Source organism: Streptomyces sp. AK02-01A (assembly GCF_033795305.1).
Classification (GTDB): Bacteria; Actinomycetota; Actinomycetes; order Streptomycetales; family Streptomycetaceae; genus Streptomyces.
This window is the reverse complement of record NZ_JARBAE010000021.1, coordinates 114173-127092: the sequence shown is the minus strand read 5'-3', so window position 1 is coordinate 127092 and position 12920 is coordinate 114173. Positions and strand designations below refer to the sequence as shown.

General features: G+C 64.5%; 10 protein-coding genes and 1 tRNA gene. 5 read left to right on the top strand and 6 right to left on the bottom strand.

Going from position 1 to position 12920, the window contains the following annotated elements:
• The 4 genes from PV679_RS20620 to PV679_RS20605 all read right to left on the bottom strand — a co-directional run.
• Window positions 1–273: transposase (locus tag PV679_RS20620; protein ID WP_319681800.1), on the bottom strand; the 273-nt coding region annotated here is incomplete at its 3' end.
• Between the two features lie 128 nt (window positions 274–401).
• Window positions 402–824 (bottom strand): hypothetical protein, encoded by a 423-nt coding sequence (locus PV679_RS20615; RefSeq protein ID WP_319681799.1) that lies wholly within the window; start codon window positions 822–824, stop codon window positions 402–404.
• On the bottom strand, window positions 825–3347 hold the full coding sequence (locus PV679_RS20610) for an AAA family ATPase (protein ID WP_319681798.1): 2523 nt from the start codon (window positions 3345–3347) through the stop codon (window positions 825–827).
• A 238-nt stretch (window positions 3348–3585) separates the two neighbouring features.
• A tRNA-Ser gene (locus tag PV679_RS20605) sits at window positions 3586–3675 on the bottom strand.
• Between the two features lie 1207 nt (window positions 3676–4882).
• Between PV679_RS20605 and PV679_RS20600 the strand changes: the two genes are divergently transcribed.
• On the top strand, window positions 4883–5488 hold the full coding sequence (locus PV679_RS20600) for a hypothetical protein (RefSeq protein ID WP_319681797.1): 606 nt from the start codon (window positions 4883–4885) through the stop codon (window positions 5486–5488).
• A gap of 120 nt (window positions 5489–5608) precedes the next feature.
• Window positions 5609–6574 (top strand): hypothetical protein, encoded by a 966-nt coding sequence (locus tag PV679_RS20595; RefSeq protein WP_319681796.1) that lies wholly within the window; start codon window positions 5609–5611, stop codon window positions 6572–6574.
• 239 nt (window positions 6575–6813) lie between these two features.
• On the opposite strand, the gene PV679_RS20590 is transcribed toward PV679_RS20595, so the two are convergent.
• Window positions 6814–8322 (bottom strand): S1C family serine protease, encoded by a 1509-nt coding sequence (locus tag PV679_RS20590; protein WP_319681795.1) that lies wholly within the window; start codon window positions 8320–8322, stop codon window positions 6814–6816.
• Window positions 8323–8541: 219 nt separating this feature from the next.
• Here PV679_RS20590 and PV679_RS20585 point away from each other — a divergent pair, with 219 nt between their 5' ends.
• The 3 genes from PV679_RS20585 (at window position 8542) to PV679_RS20575 (ending at window position 11233) form a co-directional block, all read left to right on the top strand.
• Window positions 8542–9342, top strand: coding sequence for a glycerophosphodiester phosphodiesterase (locus tag PV679_RS20585; protein WP_319681794.1), 801 nt, complete (start codon window positions 8542–8544; stop codon window positions 9340–9342).
• 74 nt (window positions 9343–9416) lie between these two features.
• Entirely contained in the window at window positions 9417–10031 is a 615-nt protein-coding gene (locus PV679_RS20580; protein WP_319681793.1) for an ATP-binding protein, read from the top strand.
• A gap of 236 nt (window positions 10032–10267) precedes the next feature.
• Window positions 10268–11233, top strand: a complete 966-nt coding sequence (locus PV679_RS20575; RefSeq protein ID WP_319681792.1) for a DUF5926 family protein — start codon at window positions 10268–10270, stop codon at window positions 11231–11233.
• A 768-nt stretch (window positions 11234–12001) separates the two neighbouring features.
• On the opposite strand, the gene PV679_RS20570 is transcribed toward PV679_RS20575, so the two are convergent.
• A complete protein-coding gene (locus tag PV679_RS20570) occupies window positions 12002–12685 on the bottom strand; it encodes a bifunctional DNA primase/polymerase (protein WP_319681791.1) in 684 nt (227 codons plus the stop codon).
• Window positions 12686–12920: the final 235 nt, after the last annotated feature.

Sequence of the window (12920 nt, the reverse complement as noted above, 5' to 3'; positions counted from 1 at the left end):
CGGGCCGAACACACCCGGCTCGGCCCGCAGCATGCCGACATCAGCCAGGCAGTCCCCGCCGAGTGCCACGGCCAGAGCCACATCCAGCAGGATCTTGCCCGGATCGTGCACGGCCCGCGGCTTGCGCCACGGCGTGAGTGCCGCCGATACCGCGGTGTCCAGGCCGGACTTGCGGACCGTCTCGATCAGCAACACCGAGCCGGCCTGGGCAACCACCCCGCGACCGCCGCCCTCGACACGGACACGTGGGTAGAACCCGCTACTCTTCTTCACCTGGGAAGTGCCTCTTCCGCTACCACGTACAGGACCCTCAGCAAGTCCTATCGTTGCAGCTCAGAGGCACTTTCTGCTTTCTCGACCACCTGCCGGACAGCACCCCTCACGAAAGCCCGAGGCTAGCGTCACTTCGACGCGACCTGCCCGCTCACCTCTCCAGCCGGAGCAGGAATAACGATGGCAGATTCCCCGTCAACCTCGGACCTCTCAACGAATTGATCGAGAAAACCCTCCAGGCGGGATACGACGAATTCCCACTCGTCGAGAACAATAGAGGAAGCATTCAGAAGACCTGAGCGACCATGCAAAATATCCGATGACTTCTTGTAGATATGGCGAGACAGTCTAATTACGCCAAGAACCTCTCCATATCTACCCTGCTCGACAAGGCCGAGCACAAAAGCTAGTTGAGCATCCGCACCATTTGAAATTGTCGGAGGCCGATCCGGCTTACAGACAAGCCTGTAGGCAGCAGACGAGACCCTCTCGATCCGAAGCCTCAACTCCAGAACCTTGATTCTGCGCAACGAGAGGTCGGTCACATCCATTCAGAAATCCCACTCACCAAGCGTCGAGCATGCATCAAGCCCTGCCTTGATCTCCAACTTCAGATCGGCCTTCGCTTCTTCTCCGCCATGTGCAGCGCTGTTCCACTTGGCAATGTGATACCCACACGCCTGCCGAGCCTTGTCGACAGGGTGAGAATGAGCCGGATCCAAAGAGATGATCTGTTTAGCTGCATCGAGTCGCTTGGTGGTTGTCATCGCTCCATCCAGAAGCCCCAACGACGTAGCCACGTTCTCCCCAGAGAAAAGCGAGTATCGAACGACGCACTGCCTCAACGCATCATCCAGCGCCTGCCGCAACAACCCTCGAATAATCTGAACCTCATTGAGGTATCCCGTAGACGACACCTTGGGTGAGAACTGCCATACCGACTCCGCATCCCCAATAAGGACGCGCCAAAGCTCGTCGGTCTTCTCAACAGAGATCTCTCCCCGGATCCCATCACGACTCACGACCCACGCCTCGCACACATGACTCCGTGCCAGAAGATGCTCCTTCAAACGCTCATCGTGAGTTAGAACGATGACGCGCCTCCCCTTGGCCAGGTCCGAGATCACAGCGGCGAGCCTGTCAACCCTGATTTCATCGAACGAATGGACGGGATCGTCGAGGATCAGAAAATTGAAGGGTCCAGAACCAGCCGTCGCAAACAGCGGAGCGAGCAAGAAGGCATTTCTCTGCCCCGCGCTCAGCATGGCAAGCTCCAGCTTGTTCCCGTCAGCTCCCTGTACGGAAATTTCAGCTCGCGTCCGCTTGAGGCTTACCGATTCCAGGACGATTCCAGCATCTTTTAGTAGACGCTCTACCTGTACACCGGCCTTCCCTTCGAAACGCACAGTGCGGCCAGCACGGAGACGGTCCTCAAGTTCACCGATACACTTGCGTGTCGCCTCCCAGAGGGGAGCAGACTCAGCTTCCTCATTCTCCTGCTCCCAGGCCGCAATGTATGGCTCTAGCGTCGCTCTACGCCCCCGTCGCCACTGAGCGGAAATATCACTCAGCTCGATCGCCTTACTATAAAGACCCTTCCAGGACTCTCCTGAGAGTTTCGCTCTAATTCCGAGGAATCCCGTTACTACAGGGGCCACAGGCTGTTCGCCGTACGCCTCAAATGTCGCCAGAAGAGCCGCGTACTCAGATCGGAAACCGTCGAGCAATGGTTCATCGAAATCTGCTACGCCTGAGACTATGTCGAGAACCATCGGGATGATCTCAACGGCTCCGCGAAGTGCCTTCAGTGAGGCGTTTGCCGCATTTCTCCTGGGGGCCGTCTCTGTAACACTTGCCAGGTTATCGGCAAGACGCTGTACCCAATCGGAAACCTCGCTGTCGCAGACCGGGCAGATGTATCCGCAGTTAGCAACCTGCTCGACCTCTGAATGGAGAGAAGTCAGGTGAACCGCCAGACGATGGTGAACTGTAGGAACGTCCCCTAGCACCAACTCCAGAGCACGGTCGACATCGCGCAGCGAAGCATCCAGTCTTTCGATTCCAGCCGCTGTAACCTCAGGTAGCGCTGCTCCGACTTCAGTGAGGCCGTTCTCAGTCAGCCAGGCCCGCATGTCGCCCACATCCCCACTCCAGGACAGGTCTGGAAGATGGTGCTGCGGTTCGAGTTCCAAGAAGTGGGCGTCTACCCTTGCCACTTTCTCCTTGGCACCCTTGAGTGCGGCTGCGAGACGCTTACGACTAGCAGTTGCAGAAGAACTGATCTCCTCAACGCGACGTTCCAGGTGATCAAAGCAGCCACCGAGCGCGAGCAGATTCTCAATATACCTCTGAAGATCTTCGTGCTGCTGCACACGCCGCTCTACATCAGCATACGAAAACACCGGCGGATGAGATTCCACGGCATAACTCCAGGGGGTCTCCGAGATTTCAAAACTCGCAACTCCCTCGCTGGAAAGCTGACGGATGGAATCGAATTTATTAACCTGCCCATCCTTGCCGATTCGGGCTGTAAGTCGAAGCGACTCTTCACCTCGCGTAAGAACGACTTCAACCGTAGATTCTTCTGCATCGCGGGCACAGTTCACTTTCTCCCATAGTGGACTCTTCCCGCTTCTTGCAGTCGCCGGAGCAACAGCCGCCCACCAGTCCGATCGACCCGAAAGCGCCGTCCGAATCCCATCAGAGATGCTCGACTTCCCAGACCCATTAGGCCCGTGAAGAATGGTCACGCCAGGCGTCGGGTCGAACTGGAAGGAAAAAGGAACAGTGGCGCCCTGAAACCCCTCGATCCTCAGTGAAACGAGGTCCCATGAAAGGCCACGCGTAGGATCCCATGCATCGATTCTCCCCGTCCCTCCGATCTCTTCGATCAGAGCGAGAAGGTTCCCCCAAGCCTGCCTTTTCTGGGGGCTGTTCGCACGAGCCTGTGCGAACTTGCTTTCCTCGGCAAGGTCCGCATACGTGAGGAGGCTCAGCTCGCTAGAGCCAGCCGAGGATCGGGCGTGACCGCCATCGGGGGCCGAACTGATAGCCGTGTGACGATGAGGGTCCACCGATGCTCCCTGTGCAGAACGCTCCTTGCGATTTGCGATGCTACCCAGGTAACTAAAGCTGGTGCATAGGTTTTTGCCCGATTCCCTTCCCCTCTGCCTGATGCGCACGTGGTGGTCCACGCCTGGTCCACGCTCGGTGATCCAAAGCGGCACACAGGCGGTGCAGGGTGGGACAGCTCCTACAACGAAGGGGCGCCCCTGGTCGGGACACCCCTTCTGATCAGCACGTTCTCTGACCTGGCGGTGGGTGTGGGATTTGAACCCACGGTGACATCGCTGCCACGACGGTTTTCAAGACCGTTCCCTTAGGCCGCTCGGGCAACCCACCTCGCCCCGCTTACCAGCGACGGGGCGGCTACAGCCTACCGGCTGTCGGATCCGGTGTGCGGCGCCGGCCGGAGGATGGCCACACTCCACGGAACTCGCGTGTCAGTCTCGCTGCCACGGCGCGCCGAGGGCGACAGGAGGTCCCGCTCGGGACGATTCGCGCCGGTGACCTTGCCCTGGCCCCGAGATCCACCCGAGCGGCCTCATGGAACCCGTCGGTCTCCCTGAAGACGACGCCGTCCCGCTCGCGCCACTCCTCCAAGGAGCCCACGGCCTTCCGACGGTCCCACCGACCAACAGCTCTCGCCGATGCCGGCTCCGCTCCATCACCTCGTTGGTCACACGCGTCGTCGACGCACCCAACAACACACCGGCGACGGTCACATGCCGGCCAACCCTTGGTGTCGAGCCGCAGCCGTACTCCAGCCACGATCTCTCACCTGCGAGGTGGTGACAACGAGCTCACGTTTCGTCCGGGCAAAACCACAGCCGCCATCCATGACCGAGGAATGCCGGGTATTCGCAGGGATGGCGCCCGTAGCGGTGGTTGAGTCTGCGTCAGCCGGTCAGCCACAAGCTGGTCCGCTCGATGACCCGCCTTCGTCATCCTAATCGTCCGCTGGATTCGATGCCTTTGCGGTGATGCGGACGCCGATGCGTTTGCGGCGGCCATGTACGCGGTTCAGGCACCTACAGCTTGCCGGGCCGTAGTGCCCAGCGGTTCTCGGGTCATGTCTCGATTGGAGAGCGAACCTCCAAACTCGCTCTCTCTTTGTTGCTCCGTACGTACGAGGAGTCGAGGACCCTGCGGGAAAGGTCGAGCAGCCCGCACTCGTCGGCGCGTTCGATGGCTCCGCGCAGACGGCCCCAAGAGGTCGGCGGCATCTCGGATACCCCACATCAGCGGTCAGTCGGCGCCCGGGCCCGGCACACCACAGGTCATGTCTGCTCTCGTCATGTCCGGAGGCACCCGCCGCACGTGCCACCGAGGACCGCAAACATCACGATGACCGAAAAGTTGGCGTGCTGCTTGGCATAAACACGAGAGAGGACAGGTGGCTCAAACAAACGTCTTTGTGGTAATCGTCACTGGCGCAGCCGTGAGGCGCAGTTCCCGAACTACTGGGACTCCACTCTCAACAACTTCCCACAGCCCCACCATCGCTTAGACAAAACCGAAGCATTCGCCCAGAAGAATCAATTTCACCATGAAAGATCATGCAGATATACACGACAACGAAGAGTACGTCAATACCGCCATTCCAAAAAATCCCGTTGACATCCCCCGAGCGTGCCGCAACGATCGAATCCGATCCGGAATCTTCACCGGGAACGCCTCCATTAATGAAAGCCGAGGAAGTCCGATGACCACCGCAAAATTCCGCCGATCCATGCAGATGACCATAGCTGCCGCAGCCGGCGCACTCATGGTCGCGCTCACCGCGGGTCCGGCGTCCGCCGGCACCGGAAGCGGTTACTGCCAGAGCCACTCCTACACAAACTGCGCCACAGTTTTCTACAACAGCGACTTCAGCGGGGCATCGCTGGACGTATGGAACCAGAATATTCCCGATTTCGCCTCCTACAGCTACAGCGGCGGTGGTGCGGGAAGCGGTCAGGGCGTCAAGAACAACGCAGCCTCCGCGCTGAACAGGAACAGCAACTCCTCAGCGACAATTTGGTTCTACAGCGGCTACTCCGGCCCCTGCGACACCATGCGGCCGGAGAACGGAACGGACTCACGTCTCCGCAATACCTACAATGAGAACGCATCACTGAGCTTCGCCCAGGGAAGTAACTGCTACGTCTGGTAGACACATGTCGGGCCCTGCACATCTACGGATGAGGAGTGTGCGGGGCCCGGCCTCCACCCGCCACTTTTCGCTCCGGTCCCACTCCTTCATTTTCTTGCTTCCGGCACATGCGGAGATTAAATGCACCCTCGTGGAATATTCTCCAAATACGGGATTCTCCTGGCCATTTCCACCGTCACTCTGTCCGGTGCCGGCTGCTCCATCGGCGCCGGAACCATGGAAAATTCGGGAACAAAGGACCTGAAATCGAATAGGCAGACCAAGTCCGAGATTCAGGGAAGTCAGCGCGACGACCCCGCCCGCGCGAATGACTACACGTTCACGTTGCCCATCGCAGAATTCAGCTACTCGCGATCAGACCTGCACATTATTCGCACTGCGCTAAATCAATTCACCCAAGATTGCATGAAGCGGTACGGAATAACATACAAAATTCCGGACGCAGCAGACAGAAACATTATGGCGGACCGCCGCTACGGCCTTTCGAGTCTCACGGAAGCAGCCAAATACGGCTACGATCTGCCCACCTACGACGAGCCAGAAACCGCGAAAGGCCTCTCCAACGAAGCCTCCCTGGTGCTGCACGGGACCGAACAGAAGAATTCGACCGGCGGGAAGATACGAGTCAACGGCCTGGCCGTTACTCCGACTGGTTGCGCCGGCGAGGCACAGAGCAGGGTTTCCGCGTCCTCTACGGATCCCCGCGGCGCCGCAGCAGCACAAAATATCGCGACATCAAGCTTTCAGGAATCCCTGAGGGCACCGAGGGCGCAAAAAGCTATCATTTCCTGGTCTTCATGCATGAAAGAGCACGGCTACGACTTCAAATCGCCACTGGAAGCGACCGGGAATCTAGATTTTCATAAGCCATCACCATCGCCGTCGGAATCGAAGAAAGAGATCAACACCGCTACGGCAGATGTCACCTGCAAGAACAAGACCGGACTGCTGACCACGTGGTTTTCTGTGGAATCAGCCATCCAGGAGCATAAAATCGCAGCCGACCGCACAGTTCTCATGAAGCTCAAAAATACGCATACGTCCGTCGTGACACGGGTGACCAAGGAAATGGACCAACCGCGATAAAGGGGCTGCCGAAGTATTCGGCAGCCCCTCTCACGTGCAGCTTTGCCAACTGCGAAGAGTCTGGGATCCGGGCTCAGGCACCGGCGGTGAGGGCGAGCGTGGATTTCAGGACCGTCCCTTGGGCCGCTCGGGCCACCGGCAACCAACCCTCGCGTCGTCCACCGGGACCTGACGGCGCGAGGAACGGCCTCAGGGCTGTCCCGTGATCCCTGGTGGATCACGGGACAGCCCTGAGTCAGTCAGCTCTCGCCCTTGCGTTCGCCCAGGGTGACCTGGACCGTCGACTCCTTGCCGTCGCGCTTGTAGGTCAGCTTGACCTTGTCTCCCGGCTTGTGGGTCCAGATCTCACCGATCAGCGTCGGGCCGCTGTCGATCGGAGTGTCGTTGAACTTCGTGATGATGTCGCCCGCCTTCAGGCCCGCCTTCGCGGCGGGGCCGTTCGGTGTGACCGCCGGGGCACCGCCCTCACCCTGCGGCGAGATCGTGGCGCCTTCGCCGCCGTCAGCCATCGTGACCGTGGCGCCGATCAGCGGATAAACCGGCTGGCCCGTCTTGATGAGCTGCTCCGCGACATTCTTCGCCTGGTTGATCGGGATGGCGAAGCCGAGGCCGATCGAGCCCGCCTGCGACTGGCCCATACCGCCGCTGCCCGCGGACTGGATGGCCGAATTGATGCCGATGACCGCGCCGCGCGCGTCCAGCAGCGGGCCGCCGGAGTTGCCGGGGTTGATCGAGGCGTCGGTCTGCAGGGCGCTCATGTACGAGTTGCTGCCGCCGGAGCCGTCACCCGACGCCACCGGGCGGTTCTTGGCGCTGATGATGCCCGTGGTGACGGTGTTGGAGAGGCCGAACGGCGCGCCGATCGCGATGGTCGAGTCGCCGACGGCGACCCGGTCCGAGTTGCCGAGGGCCAGCGGGGTCAGGCCCGGCGGGGCGTCCTTCAGCTTCACCACGGCCACGTCGTAACCCTCGGCCCGGCCGACGACCTCGGCCTCGTACTTCTTGCCGTTGGAGAAGGTCGCGGTGAGGGCACCGCCGTTGGCGGCGGAGGCCACCACGTGGTTGTTGGTAAGGATATGTCCCTGCTTGTCGTAGATAAAGCCGGTGCCCGTACCGCCCTCGCCGTCGCCGGCCTTGGCCTCGATGGTCACCACGCTCGGCAGCGACTTGCCGGCCACCGACGCGACGGTGCCCGCGGGACGCTTGAGGTCCTTCGGGGCTTCCGAGGCCGCGACGGTCGTCGAACCGGCCGAGCCGTCGTCATTGTTCTCCGCGGCCCAGTAGCCGACACCGCCACCGACACCGCCCGCGATCAGCGCGGCGATGACCGCACCGGCGATCAGCCCGCCCGTCCGCCTGCGCGGCGGCTCGTGTTCGGGCACCGGCGCGCCCCAGGCCGGGCCGTTGCCGCCGCCTCCGTACGAAGGGAGCGCGGGCGGCGGCGGAGGCCATCCGGCGCCGGATGCCGCCGACTCGGGCGCGGGCGGCGGCCATCCGGCGCCGGAGGCCTGAGCCGCCACGGGGACCGCCGCCTGACCTGCCTCGGGAGTCCCGCCGTCCGCGACCGCTCCTGTCGGCGGCGCGGGAGCGTACGGCGGCTGAGGGGAAGCCCCCGTACGCTCCTCCGCCGCCGGCTCATGCCCGGCCTCTCGCGGACCGGACGCGGGTGTGCCCTCGGGAGCGGCATCCGGCACGGGAGGTACGGACGGGGCGGCGGGGACCGCATTGCCCTCGTTCTCGGTGCTCACAGCTCGTTCTCCTCGGTTCCACATCAGTCTTCGGCAAGAGTTTCGCTGGCCAAGTGTCTGCGGTCAGCTTTTCCCACAGCACATCAGGCCACTGTAAGCAGGACCTGTGCGTCTTCCCGCCATCCTTTATTCCGGACAAAACGAACGCACCCGGAACCGACCGGCCGGGGAACCCCGACCGTTCACCCGGCCACCCTCTCGCGATGGCACCATGACGCGGTGACTCAAGCACGACAACACAGCATCCAGGTCGTCGCCCACCGGGGAGCGTCGGAGGACGCACCCGAACACACCCTGGCCGCGTACACGAAAGCCATCGAGGACGGCGCCGACGCCCTTGAATGCGACGTACGTCTCACCGCCGACGGCCATCTCGTCTGTGTCCACGACCGCCGTGTGAACCGCACCTCCAACGGGCGCGGTGCCGTCTCCGCACTGGAACTCGCCGATCTCGCGACGCTCGACTTCGGCTCCTGGAAGGATAGCGAGGAGAGCCCGGACTGGCGGGACCGCGAGTTCACCTCCGTACTGACGCTGGAACGTCTGCTCGAACTGGTGGCGGACGCCGGCCGCCCCGTCCAACTGGCCATCGAGACCAAACATCCCACCCGCTGGGCGGGCCAAGTGGAGGAGCGGCTGCTCCATCTGCTGGGACGGTTCGGCCTGGACAATCCGGCACCGGGCGACTCGACCGTACGGATCATGAGCTTTTCGGCACGCTCGCTGCACCGGATCGCGTTCGCCGCGCCCCGGCTGCCGACGGTGTATCTGATGCAGTTCCTCTCGCCCCGGCTGCGCGACGGACGGCTGCCGGCCGGCGCCCGGATCGCGGGTCCCGGGATGCGGATCGTCCGGAACCACCCCGGTTACATCGCCCGACTGCACAGGGCGGGCCACCGTGTCCATGTCTGGACGGTGAATGAGCCGGAAGACGTCGATCTCTGCGTCCGCCTCGGAGTGGAGGCGATCATCACCAACCGCCCCAAACAGGTGCTGTCCCAGCTGGGCCGTCTCACCTGATATCTCCCGACTCCGCCGCACGGAGGGTGACGAGGAGTGCACCGGCGCGTTCGTTCCGTATTGGATCGTCAGGAGTGCGTCAATGGCCCTCCCGTGGCCGGTTTCCGGTCCAGGCCAATGGGGCATCCACACCGTGGCGTGGGGCAAAGGAGGTCTCGGGGGTGGCGTTTGTGGTGGCACAAGAAGTGCCCACGTCGTCGTGCGTGGCTGTTCCCCATGGTCCTGCGGGCGTGGGGGAAGCGCGGCATCTGATGCGTGAGCAACTGAGGCGCAGCGGGGTGTCGGATTCGGTCGTCGATGATGCCGTACTGATCCTTTCCGAGCTGCTCAGCAATGCCTGCCGGCATGGCAGGCCACTGGGAAGTACGGAGATCGGTGACGGCGACATCCGCGCCGCCTGGCGTGTCGACAAGGCGGGACGGCTGACCGTCGAGGTGACGGACGGCGGTGGTCCGACGCGGCCGGTCCCGGCCACCCCTTCGGTCACGGCGCGTGGCGGCCGCGGGCTGAACATCATCAGCGCTCTCGCCCAGGACTGGGGTGTACGGGACAGCGCGTCCGGAGAGGTCACGGTGTGGGTGATCGTCGCTGAAGGGCATCGCCGCGACGATTTCGCTACGCGCGTCACTGGCCCCGGACTCGGGGTCGGCGGGCTGGGCTTCGGGGACGGCTTCGACGACATGGACTGAGCCGACGCCATGGACTGAGCCAGAGGCTTCTCCGAACGAACGGCTGCCTCCGTCCGGTTGGCCGCGGCCGGCTCCGCCCGTATGCGGCGCGCGCCGGGTCCGTACGTACGACGTGTCCACCGGCTGTCCGTCCGCCCGGCGCGGCTCCGCCCGTTCGCGCGTCGCATCGTGCCCCCGGCGATCCCGGCTAGGCTCGCGCCGATACCGCACCGCCGCTACCGGGAGAAAGCCACACCATGGCCAAGAAGCGCCCCCAGACGAAGGCCGCGAAGGCGCAGCTCAAGGACGGACCGGTTCCGGTGGTCGGGGCCCGCGAGCCCTGCCCGTGCGGATCGGGCCGCCGCTACAAGGCATGTCACGGCCGGGCGGCCGCGCACGCCGTCACCGAGCTGGTGCAGCGTCCCTTCGAGGGCCTGGCCGGTGAGTGCGACTGGGTCGCGCTGCGCGAGCTGGTGCCCGCCGCGACCGCCGAGCTGACCCTCAGGGACGGGCTGCCCGAAGGCGTGCCGTCGGTGACGCTCGCGACCGTTCTGCCGATGGCCTGGCCGGCGCTGCGCCGCGACGACGGTTCCGTACTGCTCGCGCTCCAGAACGACACCTCGTCCGGCGACCTGAGCCGTGATCTCGCGGACACGCTCCAGCGCGCGCTGTCCGCCGAGCCCGGAAACCCGGTGGCCGCCCAGCGCGTGCCCGCCGACGGTCCGCGCCTGCAGGATCTGCTGGACCCCGAGGCCGGTTTCGCACCGGTGGTGCACTCCGGATTCGAGTTCTGGGTACCGGACGCGGAGAACGCCTCCGCCGAGGTCAGCGCCTCACTGGAGCGGGCCAACGCCGCGGCGATCCCGACCGCGCTGCTCTCCGGCACGGATGCCGCGTACTGGTGCGAGACGCCGGAGAAGAACCATCTGCGGTGGGTCATGCCGCATCCGGAGGAGAGGCTGCTGGACGCGCTCGCCCGGCTGCACGCCGCCGGCACGTCGAGCCTCGGCGAGGGAACCCGCCTGGTCGGCTCCTTCCGGGCGCACGGGCTGACCGTGCCGGTGTGGGACCTGCCGAGCGCGATGGGTGCGGAGGAGTGCGAGAAGCCGGCGGCGGAGTTCGCCGAACGGCTGGCGGCGGCGCTCGCCGTCGACGCGCCACTGACCGCGGACGAGCGCCGGGCCCGCGGCGGGCTCACCAACCGCCAAGTGACCCTGAGCTGACCGGGATGACAGCGGTGAACGTGGCGGTGTGTGACGGTCACCGCCGCGCTCGCCATCGGCGCGGAGAATCGGTGATGCCTGTCACACCTGCCCGTACCAGCAGGTAATTCGCTGTCCGAATACACCGGATCGAATTTGCTAACCGCCGATCTCTTGTTACCGTTCTAGAAGCCCGGTCGCTGGTGCATCCCCCGTCGCCAGCGACCGGGCGTCCGCGTTTCCGGATGATCTCGGAACGTCAAAGAGCCGTGGACCGTGGGGAGTTGCTCCCCGACCGCGCCAGCAGAGGTCCGACCTCTTCGCTGTCCGGGCCGTCCCCGGGACCCGCGAAGTCCACCATCGCCGTGTCGTGCGCCGCCGCCGCACGGGATGTTCGCGTGGCGTTTCACCTGTCCCGTGCTCGTCCCTCGCCGCGACCGCGCGGTGTGTCCGTACGGTCCGTCCGCCCGGCCCCATCAGGCCGAGTACGGCCAGGAGTTCACCGCTCGTCGCGGCGCGGTGGTCCCTCGGTCAGCACGCGGATCCGCGCCGTGCGGCCGTCGGGAGAGTCGACTTCCGGCCCACATCGTTCCGCCGTACGCACCACGGAGTCCCGCGTACGCACGGGCCGTTCGGCCGCACCTGTCGGCCGAACGAGCCGCTCAGGGACGCCGCGCGTTCCATTCCCGGACAACTCGGCACGACTCATACCCGGACGAGTGACGGGCCGTATGGACAGGACGCGAAGCGCCCCGGTCCGGACGGGCCGGACCGGGGCGCGAACCGCCGTCAGTAGGCGAGACGACTGCCGCCGTCCGGGGCGCTGGTGCTCGCCTTGACCAGAGCGTCCACGACCGCCTCCACATCCGGCAGCCATGGCGCCGCCGAGCCGGGCAGTGGTGCCCGCTCCCAGCGGACCTGTCCGCCGGCCGCCTCGGACGGCGGCAGCACGAGATAGCCGCCCTCGCCGTGGAATCTCAGCGAACTGGGCACCCAGTCCTTGGCGTACAGCAGCTCACCGAGCTGTTCGAGGCTGTAGGGAGCCACCAGCAGTGCCCACCGGGTGGGCGTCGCGACGACCGGTCCGAGCCGCATGCCCAGCCGGTCGAGCTCCGCCAGCGCACGCGCGCCGGCGACGGCCGGCAGACTCACCGCGCACGGGGCGCTGCCGCCGGTGGCCATGACGATCGGGGCCGTGGGCCGGTTCTTCCACCACCAGCGCACCATGCGCTCGTCGGTGGTCGCCGCGAGCAGTCCGGGCTCGAAGGGGTGTGCGCCTGGTACGGCGCATTCCGGGTCGGGGCAGGCACAGCCGTGCCCGCGGGTCCCGCGTCCGTCGGCCGACTTGAGACCGGCGCCCGGCAGTACGGGCCATCTCCACGCGGTGGCGCAGGTGAGGGCCGCGTCGAGCTGGGCAGGCCTCCCCTTGCGCCAGAACCGGAGCCTGCGTCGCCTTCCGAGGATCTCGCGCATAAGCGCTCGTTCCTTTCCGTTGAACGCCGAGGTCCACATGACACTGACACCATGTGTGTGCATCACTTCACCGTGCGTACATTCGACGCTTGGCCGCCCCTTGCCTGAGGCACGGACAGACTCTCCCGGCCTGCGGCTCGTCACGCCGCCCCTGGGCCGAGCACGGGCTGTCCGCATGGAACGCGTGGCGAGGGGTGGCGTGCGCATGGCGCTTGCTGTCCCGCTGTACTTTTCT